The sequence below is a fragment of the Pseudomonas sp. S2_F03 genome, from assembly GCF_054668335.1.
In genome coordinates this window covers 3264895-3285583 of the sequence record NZ_CP162759.1, presented here as the reverse complement: position 1 = coordinate 3285583, position 20689 = coordinate 3264895, and the positions used below count along the sequence as shown (strand labels likewise).

17 protein-coding genes and 1 pseudogene are annotated in these 20689 nt (G+C 58.5%); 6 read left to right on the top strand and 12 right to left on the bottom strand.

All coding sequences use genetic code 11. The annotated features are described in order from the left end of the window. Position 1: 1 nt before the first annotated feature. A complete protein-coding gene (locus AB4N76_RS15430; RefSeq protein WP_460163221.1) occupies positions 2-1282 on the bottom strand; it encodes a four-carbon acid sugar kinase family protein in 1281 nt (426 codons plus the stop codon). Then, complete coding sequence (locus AB4N76_RS15425) at positions 1279-2292, bottom strand: 2-keto-3-deoxygluconate permease (RefSeq protein WP_077432267.1); 1014 nt, start codon at positions 2290-2292, stop codon at positions 1279-1281. The genes AB4N76_RS15430 and AB4N76_RS15425 overlap by 4 nt, the downstream gene beginning before the upstream one ends. Positions 2293-3430: 1138 nt before the next feature. Here AB4N76_RS15425 and AB4N76_RS15420 point away from each other — a divergent pair. Then, positions 3431-4357 carry a LysR family transcriptional regulator gene (locus AB4N76_RS15420; RefSeq protein ID WP_046031271.1) on the top strand — a complete coding sequence of 309 codons (927 nt, stop codon included), beginning with the start codon at positions 3431-3433 and terminating at the stop codon, positions 4355-4357. On the opposite strand, the gene AB4N76_RS15415 is transcribed toward AB4N76_RS15420, so the two are convergent. The 6 genes and pseudogenes from AB4N76_RS15415 to AB4N76_RS15390 form a co-directional block, all read right to left on the bottom strand. Continuing rightward, the gene (locus tag AB4N76_RS15415; protein ID WP_077432265.1) at positions 4274-4591 is read right to left on the bottom strand and encodes an AzlD domain-containing protein; all 318 of its coding nucleotides are present in this window, start codon (positions 4589-4591) and stop codon (positions 4274-4276) included. The genes AB4N76_RS15420 and AB4N76_RS15415 overlap by 84 nt on opposite strands. Continuing rightward, entirely contained in the window at positions 4570-5289 is a 720-nt protein-coding gene (locus tag AB4N76_RS15410) for an AzlC family ABC transporter permease (RefSeq protein WP_046031272.1), read from the bottom strand. The genes AB4N76_RS15415 and AB4N76_RS15410 overlap by 22 nt, the downstream gene beginning before the upstream one ends. After that, on the bottom strand, positions 5286-5699 hold the full coding sequence (locus AB4N76_RS15405; protein ID WP_175649052.1) for a GNAT family N-acetyltransferase: 414 nt from the start codon (positions 5697-5699) through the stop codon (positions 5286-5288). The genes AB4N76_RS15410 and AB4N76_RS15405 overlap by 4 nt, the downstream gene beginning before the upstream one ends. 46 nt (positions 5700-5745) lie before the next feature. Further along, positions 5746-6495 carry a 2OG-Fe dioxygenase family protein gene (locus AB4N76_RS15400; RefSeq protein ID WP_046031273.1) on the bottom strand — a complete coding sequence of 250 codons (750 nt, stop codon included), beginning with the start codon at positions 6493-6495 and terminating at the stop codon, positions 5746-5748. Between the two features lie 229 nt (positions 6496-6724). Beyond that, a pseudogene (locus AB4N76_RS15395) lies at positions 6725-8009 on the bottom strand (OprD family porin). 228 nt (positions 8010-8237) lie between these two features. Further along, positions 8238-8852, bottom strand: a complete 615-nt coding sequence (locus AB4N76_RS15390; protein ID WP_460163220.1) for a DsbA family protein — start codon at positions 8850-8852, stop codon at positions 8238-8240. 260 nt (positions 8853-9112) lie between these two features. Between AB4N76_RS15390 and AB4N76_RS15385 the strand changes: the two genes are divergently transcribed. After that, a complete protein-coding gene (locus tag AB4N76_RS15385; RefSeq protein ID WP_460164615.1) occupies positions 9113-11203 on the top strand; it encodes a TonB-dependent receptor in 2091 nt (696 codons plus the stop codon). Positions 11204-11435: 232 nt separating this feature from the next. Here AB4N76_RS15385 and AB4N76_RS15380 read toward each other — a convergent pair whose 3' ends face one another. The 4 genes from AB4N76_RS15380 to AB4N76_RS15365 all read right to left on the bottom strand — a co-directional run bounded on the left by AB4N76_RS15380 (position 11436) and on the right by AB4N76_RS15365 (position 17116). Further along, complete coding sequence (locus tag AB4N76_RS15380; RefSeq protein WP_046031276.1) at positions 11436-11648, bottom strand: hypothetical protein; 213 nt, start codon at positions 11646-11648, stop codon at positions 11436-11438. Between the two features lie 245 nt (positions 11649-11893). After that, positions 11894-13000, bottom strand: a complete 1107-nt coding sequence (aguA, locus tag AB4N76_RS15375; protein ID WP_046031277.1) for an agmatine deiminase — start codon at positions 12998-13000, stop codon at positions 11894-11896. A gap of 5 nt (positions 13001-13005) precedes the next feature. Next, entirely contained in the window at positions 13006-13884 is an 879-nt protein-coding gene (aguB, locus tag AB4N76_RS15370; RefSeq protein WP_046031278.1) for an N-carbamoylputrescine amidase, read from the bottom strand. A 319-nt stretch (positions 13885-14203) separates the two neighbouring features. After that, positions 14204-17116 carry an aminotransferase gene (locus AB4N76_RS15365; protein WP_460163219.1) on the bottom strand — a complete coding sequence of 971 codons (2913 nt, stop codon included), beginning with the start codon at positions 17114-17116 and terminating at the stop codon, positions 14204-14206. A gap of 175 nt (positions 17117-17291) precedes the next feature. On the opposite strand from AB4N76_RS15365, the gene rfbB reads away from it, so the two are divergent. Genes rfbB through rfbD form a run of 4 tightly spaced genes read left to right on the top strand, consistent with a single transcriptional unit; the run spans position 17292 to position 20660 of the window. After that, the gene (rfbB, locus tag AB4N76_RS15360) at positions 17292-18374 is read left to right on the top strand and encodes a dTDP-glucose 4,6-dehydratase (RefSeq protein ID WP_077432261.1); all 1083 of its coding nucleotides are present in this window, start codon (positions 17292-17294) and stop codon (positions 18372-18374) included. Further along, positions 18371-19246 carry a glucose-1-phosphate thymidylyltransferase RfbA gene (rfbA, locus tag AB4N76_RS15355; protein WP_077432260.1) on the top strand — a complete coding sequence of 292 codons (876 nt, stop codon included), beginning with the start codon at positions 18371-18373 and terminating at the stop codon, positions 19244-19246. The genes rfbB and rfbA overlap by 4 nt, the downstream gene beginning before the upstream one ends. Then, positions 19243-19788, top strand: coding sequence for a dTDP-4-dehydrorhamnose 3,5-epimerase (rfbC, locus tag AB4N76_RS15350; protein ID WP_046031282.1), 546 nt, complete (start codon positions 19243-19245; stop codon positions 19786-19788). The genes rfbA and rfbC overlap by 4 nt, the downstream gene beginning before the upstream one ends. Next, on the top strand, positions 19785-20660 hold the full coding sequence (gene rfbD / locus AB4N76_RS15345; protein WP_460163218.1) for a dTDP-4-dehydrorhamnose reductase: 876 nt from the start codon (positions 19785-19787) through the stop codon (positions 20658-20660). The genes rfbC and rfbD overlap by 4 nt, the downstream gene beginning before the upstream one ends. The last annotated feature ends 29 nt before the right edge of the window (positions 20661-20689 follow it).

Here is a 20689-nt window from a genome sequence, read left to right as displayed (position 1 = left end):
TTCATTGGAGTCCTTGGATTCGTGTGCGTTTGGACGGGGAGCGATTGGCGTTGTCGCTCAAGTGTTGCCATGCCGCATACAAGGCGTGATCGGTGCCGAACGCGCCTGCCTTGGTAACGATGCCGGGACGATGGCCCTGCCGGGAAACGGTCGGGCGGGCGAAGGCGACGCCGGCTTCGATTTCCGTCAGCAGTTGCAGGCTGTCGATGCCGACGGTGGTCAATATGGCCCGCGCCGTCTCGCCACCCGTGGCGATCAAGCCGCCGATTTTGGCAAAGTGTGGCTCTACCAACACGGCCAGCAGGTTCGAGAGTTGCGCGCCCTCCTGGGGATCGAACGCCTCATCGAGGCCGATGCGCAGCAGCAGGTCACTCCAGCCGTCCAGTTGCTCGCCGATGCGCGCCTGCCACGTCGCCCAATCGACATGCGTTGTGCCCTGGCGAAGGACCTCGGGCGGTACGACCAATTCGCTGACGCCGCCACGCTCCTTGAGCAGTGCGCATTGCCGATCGCAGACTCCGGAAAGGCTACCGACGAGTATCAGGATAGGCGCCTGACTTTTTTCGACGGCATCGGGTTCGATGGCCGTGAAACCTGTTTCGCTGAAGCCAGGAAGACCGGCTATTTCCCGAGCTAGACCACCCGAACCGATCCAGAACACCGGCTGTTCCATCGACGCGGTCAGGCGAGCGAGGGTCAGCAGGTCATCTTCGGTTTGTGCGTCGACGATCAACGCCTGCGTGCCGCTGCGGGCGACTTCGATAATGTGCTGTGCGAGCGCATTTTCGTTGCCGCGCAAGGTGTCGAGGTCCAGCTTCGCGGTGCTCAGGCCTGCGGCGATGAGCATCGCTTCGACGTCCGCCGGGCGGTCGGCGTTTTCGAGTTTCCAGGTGTCGGTGGTTTCCAGTGGCTGGCCGTTCACGAACACCCGACCGCCACGCAACGTACGCCCGGTGGCGGGAAACGCCGGGGCGACGATGGCCAGGCCTGCCAACGGTTGCAGGGCAGCGACTTCGGCCGCCCAGTTGCCGCGCAAGGTCGAGTCAATCTTTTTATACAGTCGCTGCCCAGGTTGATGCAGCGCTTTAAATGCAGCGACGGTGCGCTCGGCGGCCTGCGCGGGCGAGAGGCGTCGAGTGTCCGTATCGGCCGCAATCACCTGAGCGTCAGCCTTGTCATTCAAAGGGTCGAGCGTGACCACCGTTTGTAGCCCCGCGCTCGCAAAACCGATGGCGCAATCTGCCGCGCCCGACAAATCGTCCGCGATGATCAGAATCCTCATCGCAAGGCCTCCTGCTTTTGAGGCTCGATCTCCGGTTCAGGGATAACGACGGGATTGCGTTGTTGCACGCGCTTTGCAACGGCGGCGGTGAGCAGCGGCGCGAGAATCGCTGTGACCACGACACAAGCAGCGACCAATATGGTCGCGCTCTTGGCCGCTTCTGCGTACACCGGATTGGCCGCCGCGATCAGTGCTGGCACGGCGGCGGCGTTCCCGGCGGTGGTGGCCGCTGCGACGCCGGCGACGCCAGTGCCACCGGTCAAACGGTCAGCGAAGAACAGCGGGATACCGGTCAACACGACAACTGCAACACCCATTCCCAGACCGAGCAAACCGGCCTGCCAGACGTTATGCAAATCCAGGCTGGCGCCGAGTGCCAGGGCGAAGAACGGGATCATCACCGGAACGGCTTTGGCCAGAAAATCGCGCATGTCACGGTCAAGATTGCCCAACAACATGCCCAGGGCCAGCGGCAGAATGCTGCCCACCAGCGTCGGCCACGGGAAGGCCGACAGGCCGGCGATACCCAAGGTGACCATCGTCAGAAAAGGCCCGGACTCCAGGGACATGACCGAGTAGGCACCGACGTCTTCGGATCGACCGTATTGCCCCATCAGCGCCATGTACAACCCGCCGTTGGTGTCGTTCATCGCAGCAACGATCGCCAGCGTGGAAATACCGGCGAACAGCCCTGACGAAACCGGCTGCTCACCCAGGAAGTGCCCAAGCACAATGCCGATCAGGACAGCGATGCCGACTTTGGTGATGAGCAGCGTGCCGCCCTTCTTCAGCAGGTAAGGCGTGGCCTTGATGTTGATGCTCGCGCCCATGCAAACGTAGAACACCGCGAGGATGGGTAATGCCCCGGTGAACAGCGCATTGGTGAAAGAGCCGAAAAACTTCGGTGTATCGGGAAGAAAGGTAGCCACCAGCGAACCGATCAGCAGCGGGACAATCATCATGCCGCCAGGGATGCGTTCTATGGTGCGCTTGATAGGAATTTGGGCCACGAGGGTCTCCTTTTATAATTGTTTGGCAAGACGTTTATCACCTCGAAACTGACTGAATCGATCACGCAGTGATTAATTCAGTCAAATTCATCTTAGGCTTTCGTCATGAACTGCGCAAATCAATCATTCAAATGATTGTTTTGATCATTTGTGGTGGAGGAGCCTGCTGTGACAGGTGAATTTATGCCCTCGTTGAAAAGAGGTAACAAGGTGTAAACCTTAATCGGGACGAGCCACCGCGCGCTTAAAAGCCCCGAATTACTCGAGGCTTTTAAGCTTGAGGACATCGTTAGTAATTTCGGCCCTCTGCATAAAAATGAGTTTTCGTGCATAAAAACGATCATAAAACTGCCTGTTTGCATAAAAACGTTTCGAAATCGTCAAATTTATCCGGATGGTCGACTCAAGATCTTCAAGTTGACACCGACGTCGCAAGTGGCAGAGAGTCGGTCCAAGAGCGCGAAACCGACTGCCATCAGGTGGCGATAGTCGGCGTTAGGAACCCCGTTGATGACCTGGAGATCAGCGCTCGGGTGAGACCTCTTCTCCCCTGCTTGAGGGAGCACAATATCAAGCAACCTCTTCAAGAAAAGCAGCCTAATCAGGCTGCTTTTTTTGTTTGTGGGGAAGACATCGTTGATAAACCAACATCCCATGCCGATGCTTGTTTAGTGCCTGGTCCAAGGCGTGATTGAGATCGACTGCACTTGGTTGGTGCGGGCAAATGCCTTGATATCCAATGGGCTCAAATTCGGAGAAAAATCTCGAATTGATGAGTCGATATTTCAGCGAAACAAGTCAGGGATGGAAATCAGGCGGGTCCTCTTTTTGACTGGGAGACGTCCGATAGCCGTGCAGGTAGCGGCTTTCTTATACGTACGAAATGGCGCGCCCATATGAAAACAAACGACAAAAAAATGCCCAAACCTCCCGGTCCGAGCATTCTTTGACCCCGATCACCCACCCTCCCCCAGAAACCCGCGATCCTGCGCAACCCTCCAACCATCGGACGCCAGCATCAATTCGCTACTAAACTCGGGACAAGCGGGTTCAGGTGCAGGATTATAGCCAGCACGTATCGCCCAACCGACGGCCAGGTACACAACAATAGCCAGCCCACTTCAGAGGGCATTACCCAATGGATAGCAGAACCCTACGCAACCTGATGCGCATTGTGCAGACTGGCTCATTGTCAGCGGCGGCAGAGCATTCCTGTTTGACCGTGCAGGCATTGGCTGCACAGCTGAACAAAGTCGAAGAGCAGTTTGGTTTTCGGTTGTTTCGTCGCTCCAACAAGGGGTTGACCCTGACCACGCAGGGCTCGGAACTCACGCCTTTCATGGACAAGGTGTTGGTGGCCACGCGGCAACTGGAAGAAAAAGTTGCTGCGCTGAAAGAGCCTGGGCAGCGCACGCTCAAAGTGGCGCTGAACACAACGCTTTCGGCTGACTTCAATCGGCGAATGATCGGACGCCTGATTGAGGTGTTTCCCGACTATCAGCTGGAATTCAGCTACGCCGAGTCGATGGAAAACCTCAGCAAGCTCAAAAACGAAGACTTTGACCTGGCCGTGTTGATCGGCCCGCAGCAGCCAGGGATGCCCAGCATTATCCTGCCCGAGGTTCAGGTGCAGGTGGTCGGTGCCCATTGCGGTCAGGAACATGATCCGCTGGTGATGCTTGGCAACAAATTTCAGGTGCGTCCGGCCGACGATTGTCCGTATTCCCACAGTTTCTTGCGCTTTCTCGACGCCGGCCTTGGCAATTACGAGTCGAACAAACGGATGGTTTACTCCTGCAGTGAGACGCTGACGCTCTCCTTGATCACGCAAATGGACGGCCTGGGCATGGTGTCCCGTGACGCCGCCCAACGTAACGGCTTGACCATTTTCCCTGGCTTCGAGGATGCCCTCGAAGTTCGGTTGGCGGTCAATAACCCAGAGTTGTCGGGCCAGGCTTTGCACGACGTGGTCGACCTGGCGCTACATGAACGAACCGAGCGCAATGTACGCAGCCGTTCCCACCGCAACGGAGAGAAAGAGGTTTTTGCTGAAGTACGCACATAACAACGTCGGAATCGCGGCATAAAATTCCGGGCGATCGAGCTGCACGTGTTGATCCTTGATCAACAGCGGTGTGACGCTGATGGCAGCGACGATCGCCACCGGCAGGAATTCCAGCGCCCGGGCGACGAAGGGCGGCCAATGGTCGGTGTTCACTTGCAGCGGCAGCGCACGCGGCAAGAACGTCACAGCCATCATCAGGACGACGACCAGAATCAGGAACGTTTGGTCAGGCATACACCCACCCCGCAGCCCACAAAGGTGGCGATGAATACGTTGAACGGCGAGCTGCCGACCAGGCTCAGTGCGCCCATACAGGCGACGGCGGCCAGTGCAGCGATGAGTTTGTTACGCGTATTGCACAGCGAAACCAGCACGTAGAGCATCATCGCCGTCAGCGCGTAGTCGAGCTGATACTTGATCAAGTGCGCCGCGTACTGCGCGCAAATCGCCCCGAGCAATCCGCCGAGCACCCACGAGGTGTGGCAAAACAGATTGAAGCCGATCAGGTAGCGCACATTGACCGGCGCACCCTTGCCCAGTTTGACGCTGTGGAAGGCGAACGACTCATCGGTCAACCCACCCGCATAACACCAACGCTCAAGTCGACTGAGCCCCATCGCCTGCAACGCCTTGGCCATGTAAACGGACATCAGCATGTGCCGCGCGTTGATCAGAAACGTGGTGAGGACGATGGTGGTCAGTGACGCGCCGCTGGTAATCAGCGCCAGCGCAGCGAACTGCGAAGCACCGGCGTAGACAAACAGGCACATCGCGACCGGTAACCACACCGGCATCCCGGCATTGACCGCCATCAGGCCGAACACGAACGACACCGTGAAATAGCCCGCCACTACCGGGCTGGCTTCTGCAAAGGTGCGCGAGCGTTGTTGTGGCCCGACCATCAGCGGACGGCTGCTGGACGTCTCATTCATAGATCCCTCTCAAATGTTCTTTCGCCACGCGGTTCGCAAAAACCCTGGGCACTCCAAAAACGTTTGCCGGCGAGGTTGGCATCGTCGACAAACAGGAACATGCGCAGCACGCCCACGCGTTTCATGTCCGCCGATGCCGCTTCAACCAAGCGTTGACCGACACCCTGGCTGCGATACATCGGGCTCACGGCCAAATGGTTGATCGTGCCGCGACTGCCGAGCATGCCGCCCAGTACCGCGCCGACGATTTCGCCACTGGCGTCCAGCGCGATGAACGCGGTGGTGGTCTTTTGCACCAACACGCCGCGCAGGCATTTGGCGTCCTGCCATTCGCAGAACGACACCTCTTCGAATTGCCGGAAGAAGCGCTCCAGGCGCTGGGCATCCTTGGCTGTCGTACGCCTCAACATCACCGGTGCAGGGCACTCGGCGAGGCTGATCGCGGCGTTGTACTGTTCAGCGAACAATGTCGAAAGCGGTCCCGGGCCGCGAGAAGGAAATCGCCAGAATTTGCCGATAAGCCATGGCGTGGGAATGGGTGTTGCGCGCCGGCGTGACGTAGTGGCGCATGTCCCGATCCAGGAAGTAAGTGGTGTCGAGAATGTCGGTGTAAGTCGTCGACGCCAGATGTTCTTGTTCATGGGCGCTGTACAAGCGGCTTTCCGCCCCCTCCACGTTATTGCGCCCCCAGAAATGCACGCCGCTGAACGGGTAACCGTCGCAGTGAATGCCTTCCGGGGTGATCTCCAGTTGCTTGCCTGGCTTGATCTCGATGCGGATCTGGTGAATCTGGCATTGCCAGATTTCATCGTGCAGTTCCGGCGGCAGAACGTTTTTGTACACCTCGAAATCCGTGTCGATCAGGCTGCGCATCACCGGCGAATGAATGATTTCATCGGAGAAGTCCTGGAAGTGCCGAACCATTCCGCCCACGTAGGCGTTGTTAGCCTTGGACTGGACGTAGGCGCGGTGTTCCAGCTGCGTCAGTTCACGGGTCACCGGGTTGTATTCGAAATCACTGTAGCGACGGTATCGATTGCCCGCGTCAGCCTGACCGTAGTAACTGTCGGGCTCCATGTTTTCCCAACTTCGGGTCAATCTGACGAAGTCGGAGAAGTGACCGAATAGATTGAAGTCACTACTTTTGACGTTGACGTATTTGTCGCGCCGTAGCGATTCGCCCACTTCTTTATTCAAAACGAGCATTTTCAAAATCTCCGTGCATTTAGCTACCTAATCTAGAGAGCACAGGATTTGCGTCCATGAGAAAGAATTTCAGGCATATCAAGCACTGCTTGAAACGGAGTATGAAGTCGCTTCAATTCCACTTTTCAAGACTGAAAACAGCGGTTTTTAGTGCGTTGTTGCAGTCACAAGGCAAAAAAAACCCCGAATCAATCGGGGTTTTTTTCGAGTTTTAACGCTCAGTCGATCATCAGAAGATGCTGATCGGGTAATCCACGAACACACGCACTTCGTTACCGCTGACGTTGTACTCGCTGGATTTTTGCGACACACGCAGAACCGAACTGCGCAACTTCACACTCAGGTCTTTGGCCGGGCCATTTTGCACGACGTACTTGAACTGGTTGAAGATTTCGCGCTCGGTACCGCCTTCGCTGGTGGACGTGGTGATGTTGTCACCGCGCACATAAGCGAAGTTGTAGGTCAGGCCCGGAACGCCGAATGTGCTGAAGTCCAAACCGTAGCCCAACTGCCAGCTGCGCTCGTCTTCAGCGTTGAAGTCGGACCAGTAGGAGTTTGCCAGGTAGATGGTGTTGCCGCCGTCGCCGATACGCCCCTGGTCTTTCTGATAACCACCGTAGGCGTAGCCCAGGTTGCTGTCACCGGTGCTGCGTTGGTGCGCGAGGGTGAACGAGTGCGGGCCGGTGACGAATGTTGCGGCCAGGCTCCAGATCTTGTTGTCGTCGCCGGTGATCCCGTTTTCGCGGACGTAAGCATCGTCCAGCTTGGTGCGGTAACCGTTGAAGTCCAAGGTCAGGGACTGATCCTTGTCGATCGGGAACAGGTAGTTGGCGTTCACGTATTGCTTCTTCAGCACGTCTTCGACATCGGAAGCGTACAGCGCGCCTTTGAATTGTTCGGTGAACTGGTAGCTGCCGCCCAATACGTTGATCGACTTCAAGCCACCGCTGTCACGGCCTTCAGCGCTTTACGCGACTCGGCGGTGAAGCGGCCGGCGTCCAGTTGCAGGCCTTTGATCTCTTTGGAGGTGATCAGGGTACCGGTGTAGCTTTCTGGCAGTAGACGCGAGTTGTCGTAGTTCAACACCGGCAGGGCCGGCATCTGGTCGCCGTAAGTCAGCGTGGTGCTGGACAGACGGAATTTGACGGCCGCGCCGCCCTTGGACAGATCATCAGCAGGCTGGCCGCTGGCGCCCTTCTTGAAGAAGTCGATGCCTTGCGCGCCGCTACGGTCTTCGCTGCGCTCCAGATTAAGGGCGTACAGACCGAAAGCGTCCACACCACACCCACGGTGCCTTGGGTGAAGCCGGACGAGAACGTGCCGATGGCCGCCTGGCCCCACTCGGATTTATCCGGGTTGCCGTCTTTGTAGTCACGGTTCATGTAGGCGTTGCGCAGCAGCACGTTGAGGCTGCTGTCTTCTACGAAACCCTTGGATTGGGCCTGGTCGTTAGCCATGGCCGGTGTTGCACTCAATATCCCCAGAGCGATCAGGCTGATTCGCTTGTTCAACATCTTGTTTTCCTTATTTCGGGTTGAAACGCGCTGTGTCGAACGGCTGAAACGGCGCTATCGCACTCTTTTTTCACCCCAAAACAAAAAGGCCCGCACACGAAAAAATCGTGGCGGACCTTTTATTATTTTTGAGTCGTGGCGGTTAGCCACAGGCGTTGGGCGCGATCCTAGTCGGGCCCACAACTGCCTGTCAATTTGACGAATTGACTATGGATAGACGAAAAACGCCTAAGCGCTTTGCGCAAGCCAGGTCGCAAATGCCTCCGGCTTGCCGAGCCATGGGCTGACATCAACCAGGGAGAATTGGCCATCTTGCTCAAGCGCCAGCGTTGGAAAACCCTGACCGCCGACGCGGGCCAGTAAGGCGCGACTGTCTTTGATGTGCTGATCGGTATTGGCACTTTTCAAGGCGGCCGCAAATGCCACGGGCTCCAAATCGATGCCTATTGCCAATTCAAGCAGCACCGATTCGTCCGCAATGCGCCGACCTTCCACATAGTGAGCGGTCTGCAAACGCCCCAACAACTCGACACCGCGCCCCGCTATCTGCTCAGCGGCCAGCACCGCAGCGATCGGTGGAGCGGAATCGAACACCGCCGTTTCATCACGCAGCAGGCCTTCAAAATAGGCTTCACCAAAGGGCTGGCCCGTGAACTCGGCGATGCGCCGGTCGTGTGGCATCACGTAGTTGCGCAGTTGTGGCGAAACTGCCTGGCGGTTGGCGCCGGTCATCATGCCGCCGCCGTGGGCGATCACGGGCAACACGCCTTGGGCAGCCTGTACCAACGGTTTGGCGCCGTAACACCAGCCGCACAATGGGTCGTAAATATAATGAAGGATCATTGCAAGGCTCCGGCAATACGTCAGGAAGATTCAATGGCCGGCAGACTAATCCTCAGGTGGTTTCGGAAAAACGCTGGAATGGCTTTCAGTCTGTTTCATGAATCGGTCGAATGACGCCGCGTGGCCGTTGTAGCAACTTCGACACAACTCGACACAATCAAACAGCCACCATTTTCAAGAACAATTAACGAAAGTAAATAACAAGCATTACCATTCGCACCCTGAAATTTCCCACCCCTTTCGGATGCGCTTCTTGATGCCTGCCCCCGTTCCGTCTAACGCCCGCTACGCTTGGGCTGTCTGCCTTTTTGTCCACCGGTTTTGCCTGCGCTTCCACCACTGTTTTACCCGAGACCGCGATCAGCGCCGATGTGGAGGCTGATGACCCTCGCGTAAAAGAAACCAACACCGCGACCCGAACAGAGACCCCGGTGCGTTACGTGCCACAGGCCATCGACTCGATCAAAACCTCGAACGTCATGGATTACGGCACCAACGACCTGGGCACAGCGCTCAGTGGCCTCCCCAACGTCAGCAGTGGCGCCGATACCCGCTTCGACAGCCTGCGCATCCGTGGCTTCGACGCGAGCAACGACTTCTACCTCGACGGCATCCGCGATGACAGCCAATACGTGCGCGACTTGCACAACATCGAACGCATCGACGTCCTCAAAGGCCCGGCAGCAGTGTTGTATGGCCGTGGCAGCCAGGGCGGCATCGTCAACCGGGTCAGCAAGGTGCCGGAGTTCGGTCGCCGCTCGACCCTCGAAGCCCAGGGTGGCAGCGATGACCTGCGCAGCTTGTATGCCGACCTCAGCACCGACCCGAGCGAGAACATCAGCCTGCGTTTGAACATGGGCAACATGGATCAGAACAGCTTTCGCGATGGCGTCAGCGGTAATCGGCAATTGTTCGCGCCGTCGATGAGTTGGCAACTGACGCCGGACCTGAACTGGCTGGTGCAATACGAATACAGTCGCTACAACCGTACGCCGGATCGGGGTGTTCCCGGTGTGAATGGGCGTCCGGCGGATGTAGGACGCGATACGACCTACGGCAGCGAGCACGATTTCATCGACGACAAGTCGCAATCCCTACGCTCCAGGCTCAGCTATGAACTCAGCGACAACTGGCAACTGCGCCACACCCTGGGCGTGTTCAAGCTCGACAGCGATTTCGACAACACTTACCTGACCGGTTACACCCCGGCAACCAACAAGGTGACGCGCCAGCACTGGCAGCAAGATCTGACCACCCGCAACGTGTACAACAACGTTGAGCTGGAAGGCGGTTTCCACACGTTTGGACTGGAGCATCGCCTGCTGACCGGCCTCGAGACGGGCAGCCAGCGCCGCGATCCGACCTTGTACAACGCCGCCACTTCCGGACGCGGCAGTTCACCCGTGCCGGCCCTGGACCTGTACAACCCCAATCGCGATTTGCGCCATACCGGACGCATGCAGGTGTCCAGCAGCAGCCACACCGAAGTCGAGAGCCGCGCGGTGTACGTGCAGGATCAACTGCGCCTGAACGATCAATGGCAACTGCTGGCCGGTCTGCGTTACGACACGTTCGACATTGAGTCGACCAACAAGCTGAAGGACATTTCCGAAGACCGTGACAGCCACAGCACCAGCCCGCGTGTCGGGGTGGTCTGGACGCCGCTGCAGAATCATTCCTTCTACGCGTCCTGGACCAAAACCTTTTCGCCGGTGGGCGGCGGTTTGATCGGCATCACACCGGGTGCGCCCGGTAACGCCAATGACTTGAGCCCGGAGCTGACCAAGCAAAAAGAAATCGGGGTGAAGAGCGATTGGCTCGATGATCGCCTGAGCACCACACTGGCGATCTACGAACTGGAACTCTACAACCGTCGCACCAGCGACCCGAATGACCCCACCGTGACCTTGATGAGCGGCCTGCAACGCTCGCGCGGAATCGAGCTGACCGGCACCGGCAAACTCACTGGCAACTGGTATGTACGCGGTGGTGTGGGCGTGCAGGACGCCACCGTCGAGAAGGATAACAACGGCTTTGAAGGCAAACGCATCAGCAATGTGGCCAAGCACAATGGCAGCCTGTTCCTGACGTGGAAACCGGAAATGGGTTGGTACGCCGAAACCGGCCTGACCCTGGTCGGCCAGCGTTATGCCGACAACCTCAATACGGTTGTGCTGCCCGGTTATGGCCGTTGGGATGCACTGGCCGGGTTCCGCCACAAGGACTGGGACTTGCGCGCGGCGCTGAACAACATCAGCGATAAAACCTACTACGCCTCCGCCACGAGTGCCGCGCAGATCCAGCCGGGCGAACCGCGCAGCGTGGTGGTGACCGGAACCTACAGCTTCTAAGGAGGCAGTAAAACCTGTAGCAGCTGCCGAAGGCTGCGTTCGAGGACGAAGTCCTCGTAAACCGGACACCGCTGTTTTTCTGAAAAAACACGCTGTTCGGTTTGACGACTGCTGCGCAGCCGGACGCAGGCTTCGCCAGCTGCTACACGTTCGGTTTACGTCCCATAAAATTCACGCAAAAAAAAAGCGCCGCCATCCCGGCAGCGCTTTATCAATCCTTTGTTTATTCTTCTTATCCTTCCATCACATCCCACAACGCTTCCAGTTCCGCTTCGCTGAATAAACCAGCGGGGTAGCGCTCGATCATCATCCGGCGCGGATCAGGTTCCCCGATCTGACGCGTTCCATTGGACTTGAACCAGTGCGCAAGGACCTGGAGCGATTCGCTATTAATTGCCAGGGGATGCGACGCCCGCTCGCTCACTACGTTCACTTCGGCGTTCATTTCAGCGCTCTCTCCTGGTTTGTGAGCGGCTAACTTATCCAAGGTTTATGACAGAACATCGCAGTTCTCCCCCTCCCTGTTTCACCCATAACAGATACAAGAGCTGTGCCAATGTTTCGCATCTGTCGACAAGCGGATACAAAGAAGCCCGCAGTCCATACGGATTGCGGGCTCTTCGTCGAGCAGCAAAGGGGGTTGCTTTTTTTGATCGATTTCGCAATCGACTCAGGCTGTTACGACCTCACTCACTCCTTGTGCGGAGCGGGTTGTTGTTGGGTAAGGCAGTGGATGTTACCGCCCCCCAGTAACAGTTCACGGCCCGGCACCATCACCACTTCATGTTGCGGGAACAGCGTCTGCAAAATTTCTTTTGCCGGGCCGTCCATCGGGTCATCGAAGCTCGGCGCAATGATGCCGCCATTGACGATCAGGAAGTTCACGTAGGAACCGGCCAGACGAACGGAAGGATTTCGTTCCTGAGTGCCGTCCACCGGGTCGACACCCGCGCACTCTTCTTCGGTCGCGTACAGCGGCCCCGGAATCGGCATCTTGTGCACCGTGAATGGGCGGCCCTTGGCGTCAGTGCTGCTTTGCAGCACGTTCATTGCTGCCTGGCAGCGCGGGTAGTTCGGGTCTTGCGGGTCATCGGTCCAGGCCAGCAAGACTTCGCCCGGGCGCACGTAGCAGCAGAAGTTATCCACATGGCCGTCGGTTTCGTCGTTGAACAAACCGTCCGGCAGCCAGATGATTTTATCCACAGCCAGGTTGGCGCTGAGCACCGCTTCGATATCTGCACGCCCAAGGTGCGGATTGCGATTACGGTTGAGCAGGCACTCTTCGGTGGTGATCAGAGTGCCTTCGCCATCAACGTGAATCGAACCGCCTTCGAGCACGAAGCCCTCGGTGCGATAGCGCTGGCTACGTTCGATCTCGAGGATCTTGCCGCCCACCTGCGAATCACGGCTCCACGGCGAATACAGGCCACCGTCGAAACCACCCCACGAGTTGAAGTCCCAGTTCACACCACGGACTTCGCCACGGTTATTGATGACAAATGTCGGACCGGTGTCGCGTACCCATGCGTCATCGCTGGACATTTCCACCACACGAATATTCGGCACGTCGAGACGGGCGCGAGCGTTTTCGTACTGGCCTGCGGAAACCGCCACGGTCACCGGTTCGAAACGCGCGATGGCTTTCGCCACCGCCACGTGCGCGGCTTGCGCCGGTTTGCCACCCAGGCGCCAGTTGTCCGGGCGCTCGGGCCAAATCATCCAGGTCTGGGTTTGTGGCGCCCATTCGGCCGGCATGTAGAAACCGTCGGCGCGAGGCGTGGTGTGCAAAGTGGTCATGACAATCAGGACTCCAGGGAACCGTCGAGAGTTTTCAGTGCGCCGTAAAGGTTAGGACGGCGATCACGGAACGAACCCCACGCGCTGCGAATGTGTTCCAGCTCGTCGAGGTCGAAAGTGTGCACCAGAATACCTTCTTCGGTTTTGTTGAGCTCCTGAACTTTTTCGCCGAACTGGTTGGCGATGAACGATGAGCCATAGAAGGTGATGTCGTAGCCGTCCTGCTCTTCGTTGCCGATACGGTTGCTGGCAATCAGCGGCATCAAGTTGGCGCCGGCATGGCCCTGCTGCACGCGCTGCCAGTGATCACGCGAAGAGATGGTCTTGTCGTGCGGCTCGCTGCCGATGGCGGTCGGGTAGAACAGGATTTCCGCGCCCTGCAACGCCATGCTGCGCGCCGCCTCAGGGAACCACTGGTCCCAGCAGATGCCCACGCCGATTTTCGCGTAACGGGTGTTCCACACTTTGAAGCCGGTATCGCCCGGATTGAAGTAGTACTTCTCGTGGTAGCCAGGGCCGTCCGGGATGTGGCTTTTACGATAAATCCCGAGGTTGGAGCCGTCGGCATCGATGATCGCGATGCTGTTGAAACGCGCACGGCCGGCCAATTCGTAGAAGCTGATCGGCAGCACCACTTGCAGCTCTTTGGCGACTTTCTGGAAGTGCTTGATGGCGACGTTGTCTTCAACGGTCGTGGCCAGTTGCAGGTAATCCGGGTTCGGCTTCTGGCAGAAGTACGGGCTCTCGAACAGTTCCTGAATCAGGATGATCTGCGCGCCTTTGCCCGCAGCCTCACGGACCAGCTTCTCAGCGGTTTCGATGTTGGCTTCAAGGTCCCAGGAACAGGCCATCTGGGTAGCGGCGACGGTAACGATACGGCTCATGAATCGGCTCCTGAGCAAAGGCGTGGGGTCGAGTGTGGCCTCGACCCATGACAGAAATGGGAAGCATCGGGCGTGGTTCGTCCACACCGAGGCTGCGGTGACTTTATATCCGATAAATATCGGCTTTAGAAGCCACCAACAAACCATTTGTCATATTTTTTTGCCTAAAAGCCGATATCTATCGAATTAATACACCTCTAAAGTGGGAGCGGGCTTGCTCGCGAAGGCGGTGTGTCAGGCGATATTGTTGCCGACTGACGCACCGCCTTCGCGGCAAGCCTCTCCCACATTTGTCCTTATGCACACAGTGAGAAGGTATTTACAGGCCCTCTGCGAGCACCTTCGAGAGCATGTCGACGAAGAAATCCACGCTTTGACGCGAGGTCACCATCGGCGGTTTTATTTTGAGCACGTTGAGGAAGTCGCCGGTCGGCTGCATGAAAATCCCCAGCTCACGCAGGCGATCACACAGCGCCGTGGTTTCTTCGGTTGCCGGTTCCAAAGTCTCGCGATTGCGGATCAGCTCGACGCCCAGGTAGAAACCGGAACCATGCACCGCGCCCACCAGCGGATGGATATCGATCAGTGCTTCCAGTCGCTCTTTGAAGTACCCGCCCACCACCTGGGCGTTTTCCCAGAGATTTTCTTCTTCCATCACATCCAGCACCGCCATGCCGATCTGGCAACTGACCGGGCTGCCACCTGCCGAGGAGAAAAAATACCCTTCGGCTTCCAGCGCCTCGGCGATTTCCCGACGCGTGATCACCGCGCCCAACGGCTGCCCATTGCCCATGCCTTTGGCCATGGTGATGATGTCCGGCACCACGCCCTGTTCCTCAAAGCCCCAGAAGAAGTGCCCCATACGCCCGTAGCCGACCTGCACTTCGTCGGCGATGCACACGCCACCCTGGGCTCGAACCAGTCCATAAACCTGTTTCAGATAACCCGCTGGCAACGAAATCCCACCCGCATTGCCGTACACCGGCTCGCAAATGAAACCGGCCAATGGGCGACCTTGCGCGGCGATTTTCGCCAGGTTGTGTTCGACGCTGCGTACGTAGTCCGGCGCACTGTCCGGGCCTCGGAACTCTCCGCGATACGTATTCGGCGCAATGACCGGATGCACCCAATCCGGACGGCTGCTCAAGGCCTTGGGGTTATCGGCGATCGAAGTCGAGACGGCGTCCGCGCCCACCGTCCAGCCGTGGTAGGCCTCCAGCACGCTGAGCATGTCGCGACCTCCGCTGTAGGCCCACGCCAGGCGAATCGCCAGGTCGTTGGCTTCGCTGCCGCTGTTGACCAGGAACACGCGGTCCATGGAGTCCGGCGACAATTTCAGCAAGCGCTCGGAGAACTCGGCGACCGCGGCGTAGTTGAAGCGCGAATTGGTGTTGAGCAGCGACCACTGTCGACTGGCGACCGCGGCCATGCGTGGATGGCCATGGCCGAGTACCGCGACATTGTTGAGCATGTCGAGGTAGGAACGGCCCTGCATGTCGATCAGGTGATTGCGCCAGCCGCGTTCGATGCGCGGCGGGTCGACGTAGTAGTGCTTCTGGGTGCGGGCGAAACTGGCGTCGCGGCGCGCCAGCAGAGTCTGCGAATCCAGTTCCTCTTCCGCATCACAGGCCAGTCCCAACAGCGCTGCCGGCGACGGGCACAAGGCTTGCCAGGCCAGGGCACGAGAAGGCGTGCAAAACAGGGGCGCCGTGAAGCCAGCGCCTCGGCACAACTGCACGATCAGAGGCCCGCTGACCGAACCCAGCACCTGGCCTTTGACCAGTGCCGCGCCAGTGTGCAGCGACGGGGTCACGCCCCATAGCCGTACGCTGAGTTGCGGGCCGTCGAGTTGCAGCACACCCGTCGCCGGCTGATGAACCACCCCGGCAAACGGCGACTCGACGGCCGTGCCGTGTGGCACTCGCAGCTCGACGTGCAACGGGCAGGTGTCCGGCTCGTCGGCACTGTCTGGTCGCGTGCGCGACAACCGATATTGCCCATATCGACTGGCCGCCAGACCGTGAGCTGCAGCGGCTTCAGTCAGCAGCCGCTGATCGATGCCTTCCTGTTCCCAGTTACCCGCCTCGAAATGCGGGCTGAGCACACCCAGATCAATCAGCGCAAACTCGCGCCCCACCAGGCTCGGCAGCAACGGCGCGAACCCTTCGCTGCCGATGCTCGGCAGGCTTTGGCCAACGCACGTCAGGATCGCCGCGTCCATCAATTCCAGCGGCACCGAGGTGGCGACGCGGAAAATTTCCCATTCATGAATGAGGTTGTCGCGGCTGTATTGATTGCCCGGATCAATGCTGACCTGCTGCTCGCCACTGAGCACCAGCACCGCCGCCCGCGCGACGATCAACGGCCAGAGCGCCAGCAGTTCTTCGCGCTGCAACGGGTTGATCGCGTGATAGGCCTGAATCGCCGGCAAGATGTAAAACGGATCGCTATTGGCGTGATGCAGCAACGCCGCGCAGGTCACCGAAAGATCGGTGATACGCCAGGTGCGGACCAGGTCGCCGAAATCGATCACGCCCTGCAATTGCCACTGGCGCTGCGCATCGCGCTGCCAGACCACGTTGTCGTCAGTGATGTCCATGTGAATGGCCTGCACCGGCAACTTATCTACCAGCGGTTGCAAATGACGCTCGGCGCGTTCGGCGGCCTCGGCGATCAACCGGCGTTGCGCGTCATCCTTGATCACCGGCAGCAAATGGCCGATCAATGCGTTGGCGTGACGAGCGTCCCACTGCAACGTGCGTTCAAGTCCCGGATGGTCGAAAGCGGCCAGGGCCAGGTCCATTTCGCCGCAGAGTTGACCGAAACCGGCGACCACGGCGCCTGGCAAATGATCGAGGTGGGTGAGCGACTGGCCCTCGATGTAGTCGAGCAGGCGCACGTGCACCGATTGGCCTGCGACGTCCAGCGTGAGCAAATCCGCAGCGTTTTTGGCCGGGATAACTCGTGGCACTTTCACGCCGCTGTGCTCGCGCAAATGCTTGAGCCCTGCGTGCTGGGCTTGCAGTTCCAACGCTGAATAGTCGCCACGGCAGATTTTCAGGACGAATCGCCCTTGGTCGCTGTCGACGCGGAAATTGAGATCTTGCTGGCTGCCCAGGGCCTGTAGCTTCCCGCTCAGCCCATAATGCCCCTCCAGCAGCTCAAGCGCTTGCTGCGCAGACACTTGCGGGCTGGGCAAACTGGCGCGATGAATCAACGTGGCGAGCGGCATACAACGACCTCTGAAATTTTATTAGGCGCTTATATCGCCACTGCATCGATCGATAATCAACCCCCGTTGACACTGTAAATCCCAAATACGACCAACAACCCTCTTGCACCACCCTGCTCCTGCCGACAAGCTATGCTCATTCGCTTTATCGTCTTTCGGAAAAAGGCTGGCCAACATGCGTATTCTCATCACCGGCGGTGCCGGTTTCATTGGCTCTGCCCTGATTCGTCACCTGATCCGGCACACCGGGCACGAAGTGCTCAACCTGGACAAGCTGACCTACGCCGGCAATCTCGAATCCTTGACTAGCATTGCCACCGACACCCGCTATGAATTCGTGCAAGCCGATATCGTTGATCAAGCGACCGTCAGCGCGGTGCTGACGCGCTTCCAGCCGCACGCAATCATGCACCTGGCAGCCGAATCCCATGTCGACCGCTCCATCGACGGCCCCTCGGATTTCATTCAGACCAACATTGTCGGTACCTACAGCCTGCTGGAAGCGACCCGCGCCTACTGGCACACCTTGGCCGAGCCTGAAAAAGCCGCCTTCCGTTTCCATCACATTTCCACCGATGAGGTGTACGGCGACCTGCACGGCGTCGATGACCTGTTCACCGAAACCACGCCTTACGCGCCGAGTTCGCCGTATTCCGCCAGTAAAGCCGCGTCCGACCACTTGGTCCGCGCCTGGCACCGAACCTACGGCTTGCCGGTATTGCTGACCAATTGCTCGAACAATTACGGGCCATTCCACTTCCCCGAGAAGCTGATCCCGCTGGTGATTCTCAACGCCCTGGCCGGCAAGCCACTGCCTGTGTACGGCAACGGTCTGCAAGTGCGTGACTGGTTGTTTGTTGAGGATCACGCTCGCGCGCTGCTCAAAGTGGTCACCGAAGGGGTAGTCGGCGAGACGTACAACATCGGCGGTCACAACGAACAAAAGAACATCAACGTGGTGCGTGGCATCTGCGCCCTGCTCGAAGAACTGGCGCCGCAAAAGCCTGAGGGCATGGCGCACTTCGCCGATTTGATCACCTTCGTCCAGGACCGTCCCGGCCACGACCTGCGTTACGCCATCGACGCCAGCAAGATCGAACGCGAACTGGGCTGGGTACCTGAAGAAACCTTCGAAACCGGCCTGCGCAAAACCGTTCAGTGGTATCTGGATAACCTGGAGTGGTGCCACCGTGTCCAGGACGGCAGCTATCAGGGTGAACGCCTGGGCGCCATCAATACCAAGGAGCTGCTCGCATGATGAAAGGCATTGTTTTGGCAGGCGGCTCGGGCACGCGTCTGCACCCGATCACGCTGGGCGTGTCCAAGCAGCTGTTGCCGGTCTACGACAAACCGATGATCTACTACCCGATCTCGGTCCTGATGCTGGCCGGCATCAAGGACATTTTGCTGATTTCCACGCCTCAGGATTTGCCGCAGTACCGCAACCTGTTGGGTGATGGCAGTCAGTTCGGGGTGAACTTCAGTTATGCCGAACAACCGTCACCGGACGGTCTGGCGCAGGCATTTCTGATTGGTGAAGAATTCATTGGCGATGATCCGGTCTGCCTGATCCTGGGCGACAACATCTTCCATGGCCAGCACTTCGGCGATCAATTGAAAAACGCGGCAAAACGCCCCTCCGGCGCTACCGTGTTCGGCTATTGGGTCAAAGACCCGGAACGCTTTGGGGTGATTGATTTCGACAGTGAAGGCCGCGCCTTGTCGATCGAAGAAAAACCGAAAAAACCAAAGTCCAGCTACGCGGTGACCGGGCTGTATTTCTACGACAACGACGTGATCGACATCGCCAAGGCCGTGAAACCCTCGCCTCGCGGCGAGCTTGAAATCACCGACGTCAACAATGCCTACCTCCAGCGCGGCGATCTGCAGGTCGAGCGTTTCGGGCGCGGTTTCGCCTGGCTGGACACTGGCACTCACGACAGCCTGCTAGAAGCCTCTCAGTACGTGCAAACCATCGAGCACCGCCAGGGCCTGAAAGTCGCCTGCCTGGAAGAAATCGCTTACGAAAATGGCTGGATCAGCCGCGAGCTTCTGCTGGAGCGCGCCAGTTATTTCGGCAAGACCGGTTACGGCCAATACCTCTTCATGCTGGCCGGGGAAGAACAATGAATGTGATTGAAACCCGCTTGCCCGGTGTATTGATCATTGAACCCAAAGTCTTTGGTGACGAGCGCGGCTTTTTCTACGAAAGCTTCAATGCCAAGGCGTTCGAAGCGGCCACCGGCCTGAACACGCAATTCGTTCAGGACAACCACTCACGCTCGCAGAAAGGTGTGCTGCGCGGTCTGCACTATCAGCTGGAAAATACCCAAGGGAAACTGGTGCGGGTGACCGCCGGGGAAGTGCTCGACGTCGCGGTGGATATCCGTCGCAGCTCGACACATTTCGGTCAGTGGGTGGCTGTGCGATTGTCCGCCGCAAACCATCGGCAACTCTGGGTGCCCGAAGGCTTTGCCCATGGGTTTGTGGTACTCAGCGACTTCGCCGAGTTTCTCTACAAGACCACGGATTACTACACGCCGTCCGCCGAACGCAGCATCCGCTGGGACGATCCGACCCTCGCCATCGACTGGCAACTGGAAGAACCCCCGCAGTTGTCGGCCAAGGATCAGAACGGTCAGTACTTTCTAGAGGCTGATCTGTTTCCATGAGAATTCTCATCAGTGGTCAGAGCGGTCAGGTCTCGCGTGAGCTGCAGCGGCGCCTGGGTGATGTCGACGAATTGATTGTGCTGGGGCGCGATCAGCTTGATCTGGCTCAACCGGAACAGATTCGCCAGCACGTACAGCAGGTTCGCCCCGACCTGATTATCAATGCGGCGGCTCACACCGCTGTCGATCAGGCCGAGAGCGAACCGGAGCTGGCATTTGCCATCAATGCGATCGGCCCGGGCGTGTTGGCCGAAGAAGCGCAGGCACTGGGCGTCCCGCTGATTCATTACTCGACCGATTACGTGTTCGACGGCTGCAAGACCGAACCGTACAACGAAGACGATGCACCCAACCCGCTCGGCGTCTACGGCAAGAGCAAACGGGCCGGTGAACAGGCGATCACGGCTGTTCAAGGCCAGCATCTGATTTTGCGCACCAGTTGGGTTTACTCGACCCACGGCCGCAACTTCCTGCTGACCATGCAACGCCTGCTGCAAGAAAAACCGGAATTGCGCATTGTCGCTGACCAGATCGGCGCGCCCACCTGGGCCGGCACGATTGCCAGCAGCACCGTCGCGCTGATTGAACGCTGGAAAGCGGGACAGGCCGGCGCTTGGGGCACGTACCACCTGACAGCCCAGGGTGAAACGTCATGGTTCGGCTTCGCCCAGGCCATTGGCGATGCGCTTCGCGAACAGGGCAAGCCGTGCGCAAACCTGCTGCCGATTCCGTCCAGCGACTACCCGACACCGGCTGCCCGGCCACTGAACTCGCGCCTCGATTGCAGCCGACTGCAGCGTGAATGGGGTGTCAGTCAGCCTGACTGGCAAACCGCGTTGCGCGAGTGTCTTGCCGGGCAAGCCTGGGCATAATGCGCCTGTACCCCCAGGCGCCCGATGCT